This window comes from Frigidibacter sp. RF13, assembly GCF_026626305.1.
Lineage (GTDB): Bacteria > Pseudomonadota > Alphaproteobacteria > Rhodobacterales > Rhodobacteraceae > TMP-24.
In genome coordinates this window covers 30,711-48,138 of the sequence record NZ_JAPNUE010000009.1, presented here as the reverse complement: position 1 = coordinate 48,138, position 17,428 = coordinate 30,711, and the positions used below count along the sequence as shown (strand labels likewise).

General features: G+C 64.1%; 17 protein-coding genes and 1 tRNA gene. 8 read left to right on the top strand and 10 right to left on the bottom strand.

Features of this window, described 5'->3' with window-relative positions:
- Window positions 1–56 precede the first annotated feature (56 nt).
- The 4 genes from OU426_RS15120 to OU426_RS15105 form a co-directional block, all read right to left on the bottom strand.
- Window positions 57–1,079, bottom strand: a complete 1,023-nt coding sequence (locus tag OU426_RS15120; protein WP_267634880.1) for a formylglycine-generating enzyme family protein — start codon at window positions 1,077–1,079, stop codon at window positions 57–59.
- Window positions 1,076–2,692, bottom strand: coding sequence for a GMC oxidoreductase (locus OU426_RS15115; protein WP_267634879.1), 1,617 nt, complete (start codon window positions 2,690–2,692; stop codon window positions 1,076–1,078). The genes OU426_RS15120 and OU426_RS15115 overlap by 4 nt, the downstream gene beginning before the upstream one ends.
- A gap of 10 nt (window positions 2,693–2,702) precedes the next feature.
- Complete coding sequence (locus OU426_RS15110; protein WP_267634877.1) at window positions 2,703–3,641, bottom strand: glycosyltransferase; 939 nt, start codon at window positions 3,639–3,641, stop codon at window positions 2,703–2,705.
- A 63-nt stretch (window positions 3,642–3,704) separates the two neighbouring features.
- Complete coding sequence (locus OU426_RS15105; protein WP_267634876.1) at window positions 3,705–4,757, bottom strand: Gfo/Idh/MocA family protein; 1,053 nt, start codon at window positions 4,755–4,757, stop codon at window positions 3,705–3,707.
- Between the two features lie 194 nt (window positions 4,758–4,951).
- Between OU426_RS15105 and OU426_RS15100 the strand changes: the two genes are divergently transcribed.
- From OU426_RS15100 to OU426_RS15090, 3 genes are all read left to right on the top strand, one after another.
- The gene (locus tag OU426_RS15100) at window positions 4,952–6,040 is read left to right on the top strand and encodes an NAD-dependent epimerase/dehydratase family protein (protein WP_267634875.1); all 1,089 of its coding nucleotides are present in this window, start codon (window positions 4,952–4,954) and stop codon (window positions 6,038–6,040) included.
- Between the two features lie 159 nt (window positions 6,041–6,199).
- A complete protein-coding gene (locus OU426_RS15095) occupies window positions 6,200–7,060 on the top strand; it encodes a glycosyltransferase family 2 protein (protein WP_267634874.1) in 861 nt (286 codons plus the stop codon).
- A complete protein-coding gene (locus tag OU426_RS15090; RefSeq protein ID WP_267634873.1) occupies window positions 7,050–8,255 on the top strand; it encodes a rhamnan synthesis F family protein in 1,206 nt (401 codons plus the stop codon). The genes OU426_RS15095 and OU426_RS15090 overlap by 11 nt, the downstream gene beginning before the upstream one ends.
- 90 nt (window positions 8,256–8,345) lie before the next feature.
- Here OU426_RS15090 and OU426_RS15085 read toward each other — a convergent pair whose 3' ends face one another.
- Window positions 8,346–8,768 carry a VOC family protein gene (locus OU426_RS15085; RefSeq protein ID WP_267634872.1) on the bottom strand — a complete coding sequence of 141 codons (423 nt, stop codon included), beginning with the start codon at window positions 8,766–8,768 and terminating at the stop codon, window positions 8,346–8,348.
- A 72-nt stretch (window positions 8,769–8,840) separates the two neighbouring features.
- Here OU426_RS15085 and OU426_RS15080 point away from each other — a divergent pair, with 72 nt between their 5' ends.
- Genes OU426_RS15080 through OU426_RS15070 form a run of 3 tightly spaced genes read left to right on the top strand, consistent with a single transcriptional unit; the run spans window position 8,841 to window position 10,982 of the window.
- Window positions 8,841–9,470, top strand: coding sequence for a LysE family translocator (locus OU426_RS15080; protein ID WP_267634871.1), 630 nt, complete (start codon window positions 8,841–8,843; stop codon window positions 9,468–9,470).
- Between the two features lie 7 nt (window positions 9,471–9,477).
- Window positions 9,478–10,374: a homocysteine S-methyltransferase family protein gene (locus OU426_RS15075; RefSeq protein ID WP_267634870.1), complete on the top strand. Its 897-nt coding sequence runs from the start codon at window positions 9,478–9,480 to the stop codon at window positions 10,372–10,374.
- Window positions 10,374–10,982: a nucleotidyltransferase family protein gene (locus tag OU426_RS15070; protein ID WP_267634869.1), complete on the top strand. Its 609-nt coding sequence runs from the start codon at window positions 10,374–10,376 to the stop codon at window positions 10,980–10,982. Before OU426_RS15075 ends, OU426_RS15070 begins: the two co-directional genes overlap by 1 nt.
- 13 nt (window positions 10,983–10,995) lie before the next feature.
- Here the strand turns inward: OU426_RS15070 and OU426_RS15065 are convergent, their stop codons facing one another.
- Window positions 10,996–12,609 carry an arylsulfatase gene (locus OU426_RS15065; protein ID WP_267634868.1) on the bottom strand — a complete coding sequence of 538 codons (1,614 nt, stop codon included), beginning with the start codon at window positions 12,607–12,609 and terminating at the stop codon, window positions 10,996–10,998.
- Between the two features lie 127 nt (window positions 12,610–12,736).
- On the opposite strand from OU426_RS15065, the gene OU426_RS15060 reads away from it, so the two are divergent.
- Complete coding sequence (locus tag OU426_RS15060) at window positions 12,737–13,393, top strand: RluA family pseudouridine synthase (protein ID WP_267634867.1); 657 nt, start codon at window positions 12,737–12,739, stop codon at window positions 13,391–13,393.
- 75 nt (window positions 13,394–13,468) lie between these two features.
- Here the strand turns inward: OU426_RS15060 and ykgO are convergent, their stop codons facing one another.
- On the bottom strand, window positions 13,469–13,594 hold the full coding sequence (gene ykgO, locus OU426_RS15055; protein ID WP_100196728.1) for a type B 50S ribosomal protein L36: 126 nt from the start codon (window positions 13,592–13,594) through the stop codon (window positions 13,469–13,471).
- Between the two features lie 58 nt (window positions 13,595–13,652).
- A tRNA-Val gene (locus OU426_RS15050) sits at window positions 13,653–13,727 on the bottom strand.
- A 133-nt stretch (window positions 13,728–13,860) separates the two neighbouring features.
- Here OU426_RS15050 and OU426_RS15045 point away from each other — a divergent pair.
- Complete coding sequence (locus tag OU426_RS15045; protein ID WP_267634865.1) at window positions 13,861–14,736, top strand: N-formylglutamate amidohydrolase; 876 nt, start codon at window positions 13,861–13,863, stop codon at window positions 14,734–14,736.
- A 62-nt stretch (window positions 14,737–14,798) separates the two neighbouring features.
- On the opposite strand, the gene OU426_RS15040 is transcribed toward OU426_RS15045, so the two are convergent.
- The gene (locus OU426_RS15040) at window positions 14,799–16,052 is read right to left on the bottom strand and encodes a DNA polymerase IV (protein WP_267634864.1); all 1,254 of its coding nucleotides are present in this window, start codon (window positions 16,050–16,052) and stop codon (window positions 14,799–14,801) included.
- 94 nt (window positions 16,053–16,146) lie between these two features.
- Window positions 16,147–17,253 (bottom strand): LysM peptidoglycan-binding domain-containing protein, encoded by a 1,107-nt coding sequence (locus OU426_RS15035; protein ID WP_267634863.1) that lies wholly within the window; start codon window positions 17,251–17,253, stop codon window positions 16,147–16,149.
- Between the last annotated feature and the right edge of the window lie 175 nt (window positions 17,254–17,428).

The window sequence follows — 17,428 nt, the reverse complement described above, 5'->3', positions numbered from 1 at the left end:
TGGCCCAAATACCTACGGGAGAGCGCGAGAGGGCAGGCAGCCCTCTCGCTCCGCCCTCACGGCAGCTCCCTGAGCAGCCGAATGGTCGAGCCCTCTCCGTTGTTGTAAGGATGCGGTCCCACGCGCATGGCGGATCGCACTTGCCAGTCGGGACTGAAGGTCGCGCCGCCCTTGAAGACCGCAAGCTCGCAATCCCCGCCCTTGTAGGCAGACCCGTCGGTGATCGAGGCGGGATGGGAAGGGGTGAAGCAATCTTCCGTCCATTCCCAGCCATTGCCCGCCATATCGTAAAGGCCAAAGCCGTTCGGCGGTTCAAGGCCGACCGGCCCCACGCGCCACTCATCCCAGACGCCGCCGCAGCCGAAACAGGCGGCGCGGCCGGGCTCCATCGCATTGCCCCAGTAATAGGCGGTCGCGGTGCCCGCACGGGCTGCATATTCCCATTCGGCCTCCGACGGCAGACGGTAGCTCTGTCCGGTCTTCGCGGACAGCCAGGCGGCATAGGCATGGGCATCGTTCTGATCGATCTGCGTGACGGGCCGGGTCAGATAGTCAGCCTCGCCGAAGGCGATCACCCGCGCCGGGCGCCCGGTGATCTTCTCCCAATCTGGATCGGCCTGTGCCCTTTCCCAGTCCGCAAACGTCACCTCATGTTTCGACATCGCAAAGCCACGGCCGATATGGACGAGCCTGCGCGGGCCTTCGCGGTTAAGGAACCTGAACTGCGCCCGCACAGGATAGCGGCCGAAGAAATGCTGGTGCCGCCCATTTTCGATCAGCGGCGAGCCGATCAGATAGTAACCGGCGGGGATCTTCACCAGCTCCGGGCAATCGGGGCAATCGCGGACCATCTCGCCCGGCGATACCGTCGCGGCGCCCGGCTGGCGCAAGGGCAAAAGCTGCGAGACAAGGAACAAGGGCCAGCTTTTCCACCCCGGCAACGGATCGTCGGCCGATGTCTCTACCTCGCCCGCCTCGACGATCCGGTCGAGATCGGAAAGCGCTGAAAGCGCCAGGCCGTAAAGAAGCGCCGCGACGAGACCGAAGGCAACGAGGAGCCTGCGCCAGGGATGTTTCATGATTGCCCTCCGAGGCTTGCCGCAATATCGGCGCCCGCCCGCGCCGACAGGGCCATGATGGTCAGGCCGGGATTGTGGAAAGGATTGGTCGGGAAGGACGCGCTGTCGGTCACCCAGACATTCGGGCAATCATGCAGGCGGTTGCGCGCATCGGTGACATGGCGCCTGGAGTCGTCGCCCATGCAGGCCCCACCGGTTTCGTGGATCGACGAACCCGGGATCAGCGCGCCCTCGGGGGTGTAGACCAGAGGCCCCGCGATCTTGTAGACCAGTTTCGAGATTAGGCTTTCTCGCCCCAGCAGATCGTCGGGCAGCCCGAAGGTGGCTGAGAGGTCCTTCAGCACCGCCTGCATGTCGGCAACCATCGCTCTTTCATTGTCTGAATGGGTCAGCGTCACCTTCGCCACCGGCAGGCCCCAAGCATCCGTCTTACCCCAGTCCAGCTCCACCCGGTTGTCGGCGCGCGGCAACACCTCGCCGATCGCCATGAAGAACCAGCCGGGCGACAAGCGCCCGACCGAGCCCAGAAGCGAATAGCCGCGCAGGAAGGGCAGGCCCTCCGGTCCGGCGCGGTTCCGGAACGAGGGGATATAGATCCCCGACTGCTGGCCGAAATCATAGGGGTCGTGGCCCGCGCCCATGCCTTCGACCTGCGCCAAGGTGCCCGCGCGGAACACCATCAGATGATCGGACAGATAACGCCCGAGATTGCCCGAGGAATTGCCGAGCCCTGCCCCGTGTCGCTCGCCCGACGACATCTGCAACAGCCGCACGCTTTCGATGGTCGAGGCGCAGACAGCGACCGCCCGCGCCGTGACCGTCACCCGTGCCTTGGTCCGGGCGTCGATATAGGTGACGCCGGTCGCAAGACCTGTCGCCGGATCGGTCTCGACCCGCGCGGCAATGGCATCGGGGCGCAGTTCCGCCCGCCCCGTGGCCAGCGCCGCCTTCAGCGTCGGGACTTCGCGCCCGGCCATGTGATGGATGATCCGGCAGGTGGTGGCGGGCCGGTCGGGCCATTTTTCCTTCATCTCGGCCAGAAGCCGCCGTTCCGCCTGCGTCAGGGGATGGGGGTGACTGTACTGCCCGTCGGGCAGGTTATCGATCCCCGCCGCCTCGCCCGTTACGCCCAGAAATTGCTCGACGCGACCATACCAGGGATCAAGGTCGGCATAGCTGACCGGCCAGCCATCGCCGAAGCCGTCGCGTTCGGCCATATGCAGATCGAGGTCCGAGATGCGCAGCGCATTCCGCCCCCACAAGTGCAACCGCCCGCCGACCTGCCGCGCCCGGTACCAGTTGAAGCGCGCGCCCGGCCCGGTCGAATAGGGGTTCTGCCGGTCGTTGATGAAGAGATGCGAGGTCTGTGGCGTGAAGGACATGCAGCGTGCCTGCACGGCCTGCCCTTTCAGGATCGACATGACCCGCGTCAGCACGGAAACGCGCGACCCTTCCTCATGCGACTGCGGCGGAAAGTCCTTCGCCGGATCAAGCTTTCGACCGGCTTCGAGGATCAGCGTGGAGAGCCCACGCTCGGCGCATTCCTTCGCCACCCAGCCCCCGGCGGCGCCAGAGCCGATGACGATGACGTCGAAATCGGCAGTCTCTGTCATGGCCGCCCCCTCATGGCCGCCGCGTCACATAGCCCCAGACCTCGCCCAGGGTCCAGGCGATGGTGAGGATGATCACGTAAGGCAGCGCGAGCAGATAGCGCCCACCCCTGCCCTTGCGCGCCTGCGTCAGCCCGTGTCGCAGCCAGAGGCTGACGGGGATGAGCGGCGAGAGCGCGATATAGAAGAACCGCTGGCTGGGGGTAAAATGCTTGGCCCTGATCCAGCCGAAAAGCCGCCCCCAATGGAACCGTTCCGGCAAGAGCCGGGCAAGGGTCGCGGGCGGGCGCACATGTTCGACCACAAGCTCGTTCGACAGAAGCAGTTCTTCGCCGAGCGAGATCAGGTGCCAGTTCACCACCGGCTCATGGAACCGTTCGCGCCAGAGATGCCGCGTCGCCTCCAGCGCCTTGCGGGAATAGGTGACGTTGACGTCTGATACCCAGGTCGCCGAGCCGGTGTCGAACGGGCGGCCGTAGCGGCCGAAATCGGTGACCCAGAAGGCCCAGTTCAGAAGGCTTGTCGGTTCCTTGCAGTCGATGGCGCCGCCGATGACATTCTTGCCCGTCTCGCGGTGCAGCCGCACCACCGTTGCGGCCCAATCCGGCGCGGGATGGCCGCGATCTTCGAGAATGGCGATGATATCGCCGGTCGCCGCCGCCAGCCCCGCCGCGCGGCGGCGGTCAAAAAGCTCGTGCTGACCCGCCTCGGTGGTGATCGGGTAGATGGGCGTGATTGTGCCCAGATCGAGGAAGGCCACATGCGGAAATTCCGCCGCATAGGCCGCCACATCAGCCACGGTCGCGTCATAGGGCACGATCAGCTCAAGCCGCGGCGGCGTGCTGAAGCGCTGCGTGGCCTTCAGGAACTCCCGCAGGTAGGGGCCGCCATCGACGATGGTGACAACGATCGATAGAAGCGGACTTTCTTTCACCTCAAGACTTTCGCGCAAATCATTCCCTCAAACATCATCGTCATAGCATTGGCTATGGCTCAATCCAAAGTCCCGGCCGGTTCAGACCCGCATCGGCCCGAGATAGTCCAGCCTCACAGGCAGACCGGTCCGCGTGCTTTCCGGCACGGCGGCGGCAATCTCGACCGACCGCAGCGCGGCGTGCCCATCGGCGATGCGCAATCCGCCTTCCCCACGCGTCAGCCGCACGAAATCCGCCAGTTCCGCCGCGAAGGAGGCTTCCGCCGTCACCTTCCAGCTTTTCAGCTTCTCGGTCAGTTTCGTGCCCCAGAACCGGTTCCTCTCGCGCCTCATTGCGCCGCCGGGCCGGTCCATGGTGATCGTCAGCGTCTCCATCGGCGCATAGGCACCCATCACCATGCCGTGGCTGCCATAGACCTCGACCGCGCTGCGATAGCCTTTCCAGTCGGTCCAGGTCGCCTGATATGTGGCGGCAAGGCCCGATGGCGCCTTGAAAATCGCCATCGCATTGTCTTCAGACCCCGGCACCTTCCAGACCTTTTCGGTCGCCACGCCGTATACCTCGGTGATCTCGCCCATCAGGTGACGGGCCATGTCCGACATGTGGATACCCACATCCCAAAGCGCCCCGCCGCCCGAGATTTCGGCCTTATATTCCCAGTCATAAGCGAATTTCGGCAGGCCTTCGTGCCCACCATAGATGCGGATGTGGTCGATCTCGCCGATCCGGCCGCTGTCCATCACGTCCTTCACATGGGCGAAGGCTGGATAATAGCGCATGTTGAACCCAGCCCCCAGCACCCGCCCCGCTGCCTTGGCCGCCGCGACGATCCGGCGGCTGCCCTCGACCGTGTGGTGCAGCGGCTTTTCGGAAAGCACATGCAGGCCGCGTTCGAAGGCGGCAAGGCACAGGGGTTCGCGAACATGGGCGGGGGTCGAGATGATGACGGCATCCATCTTCTCATCGAGGAACCGCTGAAGATCGGAGTGGACCGCCGCGCCGCCCGCAAGCGCGCGGGCCTTTTCGGGGTCGAGGTCCATGAGAGCCACCAGCTCGGTCTCGGGGTGCGCCCGGACTGTCGCCACCCGCATCCTGCCGATCTTGCCTGCCGCCCCGATGATCCCGATCCGCATTCCGCCCCTTCCCTGCCGCCGCACCGCGCGCCCGGTTCCCGGTGCGTCCAGCAAACGTCATCAATGACTTCGAAACAATCCGTTTGTCGCGCGGCTATCACGGGCAGCGGATTCGGGCCAGTCCCGGGCGCCTCAGGTGTTCCTTTGGGAAACGGTGCGGGCTAGGGTCGGGGAAAGCGGAAAGGGCGGGGAAGATGGCAGGGTTCGAAAGCGCGCTGAAGGGCCGGAAGGTGCTGGTAACCGGGGCATCGGGCTTCATCGGGCGCCCGCTGGTTGCCGCGCTTGTCGCGGCGGGCGCCGAAGTGACCGCGCTTGGCCGCACCCGGCATTCGGCCGCGCCGTTCCGGGGACAGAAGGTGCGCTGCCTCACAGGCGCGATGGGCGATCCGGGTGCGGCGCGCGCGGCGGTTGCTGGGCAGGAGGTGATCTTCAACCTCGCCTACGATTTCCGCGATACCGGCGCGGCGAATGTCGCGGCGCTTGAAACACTGCTCGCCTCCGCTGAAGCCGAGGGCCGCGCGCGGATCGTCCATACCAGTTCCATCGTCGTCTATGACGACTGGCCGGGTGGCACCCTGACGGAATCATCCCCGATGGACCGGCCGGGCGGCAGTCCCTACCGGCAGGCAAAGGTGGCGATGGAGCGGCGCCTGTTGGGGTCGCCCCTGCCGGTTGCGATCCTCCAGCCGACTATCGTCTGGGGACCGGGATCGAGCCTCTGGACCGACGGCTTTGCCGAGGCGCTGCTTGCAGGCGCGGTGGTACTGCCGGAGCCCGAAGGCCTGTGCCAGGGTGTCTATGTCGATGATGTGGTACAGGCCTGCCTGCGGGTGGCCGCCCTGCGCGACCTCGGGCACGAGCGCTTCATCATCAACGGGCCCGAACCCTTCCTCTGGTCCGCCCTTCTGGATGGCTACCGCAAGCTTCTCGGTCGTGGAGAAATCCGCTTCGCCCCGGCCGAGAGCCTCAGACCCGCCGTCCCGCATGGCGCGGTACCCGAGCCCGACCACGCACCCTCCGCCGCCGCCCGAATTTCGGCCCTCGGCCGCCGCCTGATCGGTCGCGATCGCTTCGAGGCGCTGGTACGGGCAACCAAACGCCGCCTGAAGCGAAGCGGCGAAATGCGCCCCGACGCCCATCTATACGAACTGATGGTCGCGGCGGGGCGATGCCCGGCGCAGCGGGCTGCCGACCGATTTGGCTATGCACCGACCTTTGGGCTCGCTCAAGGGCTGCGCGATGTCGCGCCGCACCTCGCGCGACTCGGCCAGCAAAAGCGATAAGGTCATCCGCGCGCGCCTTTCGCATATCAGCTCCTACAATCGCAGTATGGAGCGTCAAATCCGCCTGCGTGAGAAAAAACCCGCCTATCAGGGAGTTGCCTCGCCGCGAAAGCGACAACCGGGGGTGTAAAATGGCGTGATCTGCACTATGTTTGCATCATGCCTGAACCCTGCCGCACAACGATCGTCTCGGTTTGCCATAACAGCCTTGCCGTTCTGCCAGCGATGCTGGCGTCGGTTCCTGTTGGCATGCCTGTGGTCCTGGTCGATAATGCGTCAGCTGATCCGGAGGGGGTCGAGCGATATGCAAGCCCTGTCGGGGCACGCGTCATCCGGAACCCCGACAATCGGGGCTTCGGCGTTGCCTGCAACATCGGCGCTTCAGAGGCGAATACAGAATTCGTGATGTTTCTGAATCCTGACGCCGCTCTGGAGCCCGGATGCATCGCGGCGGTGGAAGAAGCGATGGATCGCTTCCCTCGCGCGTCGGCTTTGAACCCGCGCATCCTCGAGGCAGACGGACGGCCCTATTTCAAGCGGCGGAGCGTGCTGCTGCCACGCCGCGAACGCATGCCGCGCGGTTGGCCAGAGGCTGACCGCGAGGTAACCGTGCTGTCGGGTGCCGCGCTTATGGTGCGCCGCGCCGACTTCGAGGCGGTCGGCGGTTTCGACCCGAAGATATTCCTTTACCACGAAGACGATGACCTGAGCCTGCGGCTGCGCGCCGAGCGCGGACCTCTCATGTTCATTCGTTCGGCGGCGGTTCGCCACGCAGGTGGTGGTTCAAGCCCGCGCAGCGCAGAAATGGCAGCGTTCAAGGCCTGGCACATGGGCCGATCCCGCGTTTATGCCGCTCGCAAGCATGGGCTCAGGTGGGGAGGGATCACTGCGGCGATGGCAGGCGTCGCGCAGATGGCGCTTCCCTGGAACTTCTTGTCCCGAAGACAAATCCACAAGCGGTTCGGTTTCGTGCGCGGAATCTTTTCCGGCTACCTAGGTGCAGACAAAAATGTTCAGTAGCGTGAATCTCCCGACCTTCGGACGGAAGGCACGGCGTGAGGTTCGTCGAATTGGCCTTCAGCTGAGCAATCTGCCCTATCGTATCATTGAGTCCACCCTTGTGCAGCTTCACTTTGACCTGACGAAATCCTTCAGGACACGGATGACCCCGGGCCGGATTGAACTACGCGACAAATGCGCCATCTACCTCATCTATCCTCGGGAAGGTGTTTACGCATCGCATTTCCTTGCGCTGGAGTACCTCGTCGCATCAGGGTATGCGCCGGTCGTCATTTCCAACATGCCCTTGGCGGCAGAAGCGCGCAAAGCCCTTGCCGATAAATCGCATGTGGTAATGGAGAGGCCGAATTTCGGCTACGATTTTGGTGGCTATCGTGACGGCGTCCTTTTCCTCAAGGACAAGGTAAATGAGTTGAACCACCTGGTGCTCTTGAACGATTCTGTCTGGTTTCCCCTGCCGGGCTCTTACGATTGGCTGGCGCGGATGGAGCGGTCCGGCAAGGATTTCTGGGCGTCGATATGGGCATGGGCGGTTCCAAAACGGGAGCCTGAAGATTTCAGGAAGATCGACTGGCGGATCGACAAGAGCCGGCGACACTTCCACTATGCCTCCTTCGCACTCGGATTCTCGGCAAAGATCCTGAGAGATGCGAGTTTCATGCAGTTCTGGCGGAACCTCAAACTGACCTCCGATAAAGACCTGACCGTCCGGCGGGGAGAGATGGGGCTGACGCGATGGGTCATGCAAAATGGCTACTCCCACGCCGCCGCGACCGAAATGGCGGACCTTCCGAACCTCCTGTCCAGCCTCCCGGATCACGAGCTTCGCAGGGTTTTCGACGAGCTGATCAGCGTCAATGATCCTGACATGGTCGATTTTCGGCGTCGCTACGTTGCGCAGGTCGACGTTGCCACGGTGAACAGGACCGACCTGGAGAAGATCATTCTATGCAGTGTCGCCCGCCAGGGCGCGAGCTATGCCGTCGCCGGGCTGCTCGTCCGCAAGCTTGGTTTTCCTTTCCTGAAGAAGTCTCCGTGCAGCGCCGGGACCGACAACGTGCGGGCCATGCTGGCCATCGCGAGCGATCTGGCGCGGAACGGGGAGAACTGTATCGCGCAGGAGATTCGTGCGCTTACGGGAAAGGCCGAGGAGGCCCACCAAGGCGCACCGCAGGAACTGCGTCTCGCCTCTTAATCCGCTCAGGTTTTCCCCGCCCGCGCACCATGCCAGACGAGACATTCCCATAGCCCGAAAGTCGGCGCGATCAAACGCGTATGTGCGGTCTCAAGTCCTTCGGCTTGCCACCCAGGCGTAGCCGTTCGGGCAAAGGACATAGCATTCGCGCAACCCGTGTGGTTTGTCGGTCGGCGGCTGTAGGATGGTTGCGTCCTTGTCCGCCGCCGCCAGAGCCGCCACCACGTCCGGGTCGCTGTCGTAAAGCCGAATTTCGATACCCGCGCCGCGCGCGCCTGCTTCGGGCAACAGCGACAGGAGCGGGTTTGATCCGTACGTCGGGTCGGCATGGAGCTGAAAGAGCTGATCGCCATAGGACATGATGGCGAAATCCTTCGACAGCCGGTGCGCGCCCATGCCGAAAAGCCGGGTCAGGAACGCGGCCTCGGCCCTTACGTCCCGCACCAGCAGGTTGAGCCCGATGCCTTTGAGCGAACGGCCGAAATCCTCGGGACTGATCGTTTCGAAATCCATGGCGCCTCCTGCCCCTTTGTTCCGCATGCGTCGAGCCTTGTCAAAGCCGCGCCGTCCGTGGATGGTCGCGACATGACCGACGCGCTTTTCAGCCTGATCCCGGCGCATGACCTTGCCATCTTCCTGATGGCGGGGCTGATCCTCAACCTCACGCCCGGCGCCGATGTGATGTTTGCGACCGCCTCCGGACTTTCAGGCGGGCCGCGTGCGGGGGCGGCGGCGGGGCTTGGCGTCGGGCTCGGCGGCCTCTGGCATGTCGGGCTTGCCACGCTCGGCCTTTCAGCGCTCCTCGCCGCTGTGCCTGCGGCGCTCACCGCGCTCCGTTGGGGCGGCGCGGCCTATCTTCTGTGGCTCGCCTGGTCGAGCTGGCGGGCCGGTGATGCGCGCCTGCCGCAGCCAGAAGCGATCACACCCGCCCGCGCCCTCTGGCGTGGCTTTCTCGTCAATGCCTTCAATCCCAAGGTCGCGCTCTTCATCCTCGCCTTCCTGCCGCAGTTTACCGATCCGGCGCGCGGGCCAGTCTGGCAGCAGATAGCGATCCTGGGTGCGTTCTTCACGCTGACCGGCACGATTGTCACCGCGCTTTACGGGGCGGCGGCCGGCCTGTTCCGCGCCGCCTTGGCCGCGCGGTTGCATCTTCTCAACCGGGTGGCGGCGGGGCTTTTGGCCCTGCTCGCCATCCGCCTTCTTCGCACCAATTGAGGTTTTCATGGAAGAGATCACGCTTCTCGACGGCGGCATGGGGCAGGAACTGATCGCCCGGTCCGGCGATCCGCCGACGCCGCTTTGGGCCACACAGGTGATGATCGACCATCCGGGGCTCGTCGGTGCCATCCACGCAGACTATTTCGCTGCGGGATCCACCGTTGCCACCGCCAACACCTATGCGATCGAGCGCGAACGGCTAAGGACGTTCAAGATCGAGGACCGGTTCGAAGCACTGATGGCGCAGGCCTTGACCGAGGCGACCGAGGCCCGCGCCGCCCATGGGCGCGGCCGGATCGCTGGGTCGCTCGGCCCGCTTGTCGCGTCGTACCGCTCCGACGTCCTGCCCCCGCACGAGGTCGCCGTCGCACGCTACCGCGAGGCGGCAGAGCTGATGGCGCCGTATGTGGATGTGCTGATTGCCGAAACCGTGCCCTCGCTGGCATCGGCCCGCGCAGTGGCCGAAGGCGCCTCAGGCGCGGGAAAGCCGCTCTGGCTATCGGTCACCGTGGATGACGAGGATGGCACACGCCTGCGCTCGGGCGAAAAGGTCGCGGACCTCGCTCCGATCCTTCGCGACCATGAAATTGCGGCGGTGCTTGCCAATTGTTCGGCGCCCGAGGCGATGGCGGCGGCTCTCAATATCTTCAAGGGCTTCCGCCTGCCTTTTGGCGCCTACGCCAATGGTTTCCAGCAGATCACCAAGGACTTCCTCAAGGACAATCCGACCGTCGACCTCTTGAGCGCCCGACCCGAGATGACGCCCGCCCGCTATGCCGAGTTCGCGCATCTGTGGGTGACGATGGGCGCGACGATCATCGGCGGATGCTGCGAGACGACGCCCGCCCATATCGCGGAAATCGCCCGGCGACTAACTGCCGAAGGCCACCGGATAGTTTGATGCCGCCGGACCACCTTCGGTTCGCGGCGTGGCGTTACGAGGAACAACGTGCCGCCCTGTTCCATATCGTCCGCGAAAGCCCGGTGCTGATGCGGACGCTGCAAGGCCTTCGGGCGCTTGACCTGCCGGACAGCTGGCTTGTCTCGGGCGCGATCTACAATCAGGTCTGGAACCATCTGACCGGGCGGCCCGAGATGCACGGGGTCAAGGATATCGACCTCTTCTATTTCGACCCCGATACCAGCTACGAGGCGGAAGACCGCGAAATCCGCCGCGCTGCAGCGCTGTTTCCGCCGGAACCGCCGGTCGAACTGCGCAACCAGGCACGCGTGCATCTTTGGTACGAGTCGCATTTCGGTCAGAAGCGCGCGCCCCTGCCCGACAGCCGCACCGCCATCGAACAGTTCGCATGCCTTACCCACTGCGTCGGCCTCAGGCTGGAGGCTGATGGCAACCTGACACTCCACGCCCCCCATGGCCTCGGCGATATTTTCGCCTTCCGGCTGACCCCCAACCCCTGCCTTCCGAACCGCGCGACGCACGAGGCGAAGGCCGCGCGGCAAAAGTCGCTCTGGCCGGAACTTGAGGTCGTCCCCTGGCCGGACTGACGGGAACCGCCCATCAGCCGTGCGCATCCTCCATCTGCCAGATCGACAGAAGCTTCGGCAGCGCGATATTCCAGTCCATGACCCCGGTCTTCTCGGCCCAGGCCTCGTAATCCGTCGTCAGGCGCCGGGTCAGGGGCTCGTTACGACCCATCAGATCGTTCAGCTCGGTTCGGTCGCTTTCCATGTCGTAAAGCTCCCACGGCTGATTGAACTTGCGCACCAGCTTGAAGTTCCCCGCCCGGATCGCGGCATTGCCCTCGTGCTCCCAGTAAAGCGGCTGCTCGCGTGACCAGTCCTTGCCGTCGATCAGCGCCACGAGGCTTTCGCCGTCCAGCTTCTGGATCGCCTGACCGCCGAATTCGTCCGGGTACATGACCCCGCCGGCCTCAAGGATCGTCGGCAGAAGGTCGATCACATGGGCGGGCGCATGCACAGTGCGCGGCGCCTTGATGCGGTTCGGCCAGTGGGCAATCAGCGGAGTCGAAATCCCGCCCTCGTGCACCCAGTGCTTGAAGAGCCGGAAGGGCGCGTTCGAGACATTGGCCCAGGGCAGGTCGTAACTCATGTAGGTAAGCGCACCGCCCGGGCGCAGGCTGGGCCGATTCCCCATCTCGATCTTGCGGCCGTCGTTGTGGATGTCGGGCATGAACTTGGCCCAGCCGTCCTCGGCCATGAACTCCGCGCAGCCGCCATTGTCTGAGAGGAACAGGATCAGCGTGTCCTCGTACTGGCCCAGCCGCTTCAGTGCCTCCAGCACCCGACCGATCGACTGGTCCATCCGGTCGACCATCGCCGCATAGACGGCCATGCGGCTGGCCTCCCAATCCTTTTCCAGCACGTCGTTCCATTCGGGCGCGCCCTCGTCGCGCGGCGAGATGGCCCAATTATGCTGCAGAACCCCGCGGCCCAACATCTCTTCATGCCGTCCGGTGCGGATTTTGTCCCAGCCCCTCTGGTAGGTGCCGTCATACTTGGCAATGTCTTCCTCGTGCGCATGCAACGGCCAGTGCGGCGCGGCATGGGCGAGGTAAAGGAAGAACGGCTGATCCAGCGCCACGCTTTCCTCGATCATGCCGATTGCCTTGTCGGTGATCGCGTCGGTGAAATAGAAATCCGTCGGCGAGACATCGACGCGCGCGTCATCTTCCATGATATAATGCGGCGAAAAGAAATGGGTCACGCCGTCGATGATCCCATAGAACCGGTCGAAGCCGCGCTGGCGCGGAGTGGGGCGGTCGACATCGCCCACCCGCCATGTGTCAGTGAGGCGCGCCCAGAAATCACCGCCCACATGCCACTTGCCGCTCATCAGAGTCCGGTAGCCGCCATCGCGCATCAGTTCGGCTATCGTCGCAGCATCATTGCGCAAGTAGCCCTGATAGGCAGGCGTCCCGAGGTTTGCGCCCATATGGCCAATGCCCGCATTGTGCGGATAAAGCCCGGTCAGGAGCGAGGCGCGTGTCGGGCAGCAACGGGCGCAATTGTACATCGATGACAGAAGAAGCCCGTTCCGAGCCAGGCTGTCGATGTTCGGCGTCCGTATCTCTGACCCCATATGCCCGAGGTCGGCAAAGCCCATATCATCGACGAGGACGAGGATGATGTTCGGGCGGCGCTGCTCTTGCATGGATGGTATTCCTTCAGCTCAGGCGACAGGCTTCGTCCAGCTTGACCCAGCCTTCCGCCCAGGACAGGGGGAAACACGACAAGATGCGCTGTTTGCGGCAGCTTTTGTGCGTGCTAAGGCCGCGTCCATGTCCGACTTCACCTACGCCCCGCCCGACGAGCCTGTCCGTGTGATCCATGCCGATCACGCCGTCCTTCTCGTCGACAAGCCCGCGGGCCTGCTCTCTGTTCCCGGCAAGGGCGAGCATCTGACCGATTGCACGATCGCGCGGGTGCTGAAGCTCTACCCAGAGGCGCTGCTCGTTCACCGGCTCGATCTGGATACATCAGGCGTGATGGTCTTCGCCCTGACCCGGCATGCGCAGCGCGAACTTGGTGCGCAGTTCGAAGGGCGGCAGACCAAGAAGGTCTATCGCGCGCGCCTCTGGGGGCATCTCGACCCCAAGGAAGGGCGCGTCGACCTGCCCCTGATCGTCGACTGGCCGAACCGGCCGCGCCAGCATGTGAACCACGAGACCGGCAAGCCTGCCCAGACCGACTGGCGCGTCCTTGGTCATGATCCGGACGGCACGACGCGGGTGAGGCTCTATCCGCTGACTGGCCGCAGCCATCAGCTGCGTGTTCATATGCAGGCGCTCGGCCATCCGATCCTTGGCGATCCGCTCTATGCCGAGGGCGCGGCGCGCGACTTCCCACGCCTGATGCTTCACGCCGAATCTCTGCGCTTCCGCCATCCCGAGACCGGAAAGGGCATCACCTTTTCCGCGCCCTGTCCGTTTCGCTGACGAAAGCGTACCAGATACGAAAAAGCCGCCCGGGTGTCCCACGGGCGGCCTTTGAATTCCTCGCGCTTGAAACGCTCAGCCCTGACGGGCCTTGTAGCGCTTCTGCGTCTTGTTGATCACATAGACCCGGCCCTTGCGGCGCACGATCTGGCAATCGCGGTGACGCGTCTTGAGCGAGCGGAGCGAGTTCGCAACCTTCATCGTTCTCTCCTTCGCAGGCCAAGTCGGCGCTGCATGACTTGCCCCGAAGGGCGGTGAATGGTGGGCGCGACAAGGATCGAACTTGTGACCCCTACGATGTCAACGTAGTGCTCTACCGCTGAGCTACGCGCCCGCCGTCAACAATTCCGCCCATTCCAAACAATAAGGACGCGGGCGGAACCGCGTCGGTCCCGGGGTCTATATAAAGTCTCGTCCGGGCTTGCAAGAGGGTTTGGCGCTTAAGTTTTTGGCGCTATGGTTGACTCATGACACGCGTGCCCGCACCAACGATTGCCTATGAACTTCACCTGCCGGAAGACCGCCGGACCAGCGTGGTTTTCGCCTCGCCCCATTCCGGCCGCGCCTATCCGGAGGCGTTTCTCACGGCCTCGGTTCTGGATCAGCGCGCGATCCGTTCGTCCGAAGATGCCTTTGTCGATCTGCTGCTTGGCGGCGTGACAGAACTCGGCGCGCCTTTGCTGACAGGCATGGCGCCCCGTGCCTATCTGGACCTCAACCGCGGCGCCGATGAACTTGACCCGGCAGTGGTCGAAAGCGCGCTCTCTTTCGCCCACAATCCGCGAATCGCCTCCGGGCTCGGGGTCATCCCCCGCGTCGTGTCGGGCGGGCGTGCGATCTATCGCGGCAAGATCCCGATGTCTGAGGCGCGCGAGCGCATCCAGACCTACTGGCATCCCTATCACGACCGGCTGCGCGCGCTTCTGTCCGAATCGCGGGCGCTTTTCGGCCAGGCCATCCTTGTCGATGTCCATTCGATGCCGCATGAGGCGATGGAGACGCTGGCCCACCGGCCCGGCCACCGGCCCGAGATCGTGATCGGCGACCGCTATGGCGCCTCGGCGGCCGGCGACATCACCGATGCGGTCGAGGAGGCCTTCCGCGCCCAGGGCTTCACCGTCGCCCGCAACGCGCCCTTCGCCGGCGCCTATATCGTGCAGACCTACGGCCGCCCCGGCATCGGCCAGCACGCCCTGCAGATCGAGATCGACCGCAGGCTTTACATGGATGAGCGCACGATCACCCCGCACGGCGAATTCGCCCATTTCAAGGCGCGGCTGCAACGCGTCCTCGGCGATATCGCCGCGATTGGCGGCGAAGCGCAGAAGCTTGCAGCGGAGTGAGGCAGGATCTGCGGCTCCGACGCGTGCACGAAGTGCTCGAGGAGGCCGCCGGGAAACTGGTGCTATCGAAGCGCGCGGCCCTTCACGATCGCATCCTTGCCGAACTTCGCGCGGATGCGGTCGGCGGCGCGCTCGGCACCCACACGCCGCACGGCCTCGGGGTCGAGCAGGTCGCCTGATAGGTCCGCCTCGCGCCCCGGCCTGATGTCCGACAGGCCAACGCCGATAAGTCGGAAAGGTCCAGGCTCCTTCACGGTCGCCATCAGTTCCGCCGCCGCGCGATACAGCCGGTCAGCGGTTTGGGTCGGCTCATGCAGTTTGTGGCTGCGGGTCAGAAGCGTGAAATTCGTGCGCCTGAGCTTCAGCGTGACGGTAACGCCCGCAAGATCTTTGGCCTTCGCCCGATCCGTGACGCGCTCGGACAGCCGCCAGATATGGCCGTCGAGCAGATCGCGGTCAGACGTATCCTCATCGAAGGTCGTCTCGGCAGAAATCGACTTCATCGGTTCATGCGGGTTCACCCGACGGTGATCCTCTCCGCGTGCGAGGTGCCAAAGCCGGTCGCCGATCGAGCCGAATTTCTGACCCAGGTCCTTCCGGTCCCACCTCAGGAGATCGTCGAAGGTTCGTATCCCCGCCTGTTCCAGCATCGCCTGCGATGCCGCGCCCACGCCCCAGATCATCCGCACCGGCTTGCCCCTCAGGAAGGCCGTTGTATCGGCCCGCCCGATCACCGAAAAACCGCGCGGTTTGTCGAGGTCGGAAGCGACTTTCGCCAGAAACTTGTTGTGCGACAGCCCGACGGAGCCGGTAAGGCCCAGCTCCTCCTCCATCCGCTTCAGCAGACGGCAGAGAAGCACGGCGGGCGGCGCCTTGTGGAGCCGCGCCGTACCGGTCAGGTCGAGGAAGGCCTCATCAAGCGACAGGGGTTCTATCTGCGGTGTCAGCGCCTCCATCAGCGCCCGGATCTCCTTCGAGACGGCGGCATAGTGACCGCCGCGTGGCTTGATCACCACCGCTTCGGGGCAGAGCTTCAGCGCCTGAAACATCGGCATGGCGGACCGCACGCCCTTGATGCGGGCGAGGTAGCAGCAGGTGGAAACGACGCCGCGCTTCGCGCCGCCCACGATCACCGGCTTGTCGCGCAGTTCCGGCCGGTCGCGTTTTTCGACTGAGGCATAGAAGGCGTCGCAATCCATATGCGCGATGGACAGCTCGAATAACTCCGGGTGCGCGAGAATGCGCGGCGACCGGCAGGCGGGGCAGCGGCTGCCGGTTTCGAACCTATGGAAACAGTCGCGGCACAGGGCGGGCATGGCGCGAGTATAGGGCGCCCGCGCGCAGACGAAAACGCCCCACCGCTTCCAAGTTGAGGCGTTCCCACGACCTGCGCGACGCGGCGGCGGCCACTTACTGGGAGGCCAGTTTCTCGTTGGCTTCCTGCAGCGAGCTGGAAATGATGTCGTACCATTCGCCGCTGTCGCGCATCTCGTTCAGGCCGCGGTTCAGATAGGTCAGGTACTGCCTGGAATTGGGGTTCGACTTGTAGGTCATCACGGCGATCGCCTGGATCGAGGATATCCTGGGGTTCTCGACGATATCCGCCTCGGCGCCTTCCGCCTTCAGTGCCGGATAGGCGGCCTGAGATTCTACCGAGAATATGTCGTACTCGCCCGACATGATGCCCTTGACGCAAGCGTCCATGTAGTCAGGGACCGAGATGGTCACAACCGGCTCCATCAGCCCTTGTGCGTCAAGATCGTGGAAGGAATAGCCCTCGGGCCTGCAGATGCGCGCGCCCTTGAGGTCGGCGAAGGTCTTGGCGTTCTCGTAAGCGTTGCCCTTTTTCGTAAAGAAGCCGAAGACCGCATCATAGAGCGATTCCGAGAAATCGTAATTCAGGCACAGATCGCGCGTCATCTCCGACACGGTGTCGAGTGAGGCGCAGTCCGGCTGATACCAGGCGACCGAGGCATCGAAAGCGCCGAGCGGCAGCAAGGTCGTCAGGTGTGAATCCCAGTCGTCCACCCACTCGATCGAGAACTGCTGGTCGTTGCCTGCGCGCTGCATCGCAGTCGAGACAAGCCGGATCAGGAAACCGCCGCCCGAAAGCCCCTCGTCTGCGAACGGATACCAGTCGCCGCCGGTGACGAACCGGACCTTGGCGCGATACTTGCCTTGGGTATCGCTGGACACCGAGCCAACTTTCGAAGCGCTGGCATCGATCTCGGCCACCGCATCGGCCGCCGTCCGCCGCCCGTCGCCGCAGGGGATCGCAAGCTCCATCCCGGCGGAAAGCGCATTCGGGTTCGCGCGCAGCGCTTCCGTATTGGCGTTGAAGATCGCCTGATAGTCGAGCCTGCCAAAAGCCGACATCGAGATGGAACCGAGCGTATCGCCTTCTTTCACGACATAGGTGCTACAAGCCTCCTGTGCGAAGGCATGAGAAGCCAGCGCGCCCCAGGCGGCGAGGATCAGCAGGCTGCGGCATGATCCTTGAAATGTTTTTGCTATCATCTGCTCCGTCCCGTTTGGCTACTTCGCGTCCCGCGTTACGTAGCGGCATCGGCAAGTGTACGTCGGAATCGGGCGACAGTGCGGCGATTTTGATCATATTCCCACATCTCGCGCAATTTGATCAAAATCTGCGATTCTTTACGGGATTTCGCGCATAACGGGTGGAGGAACGATA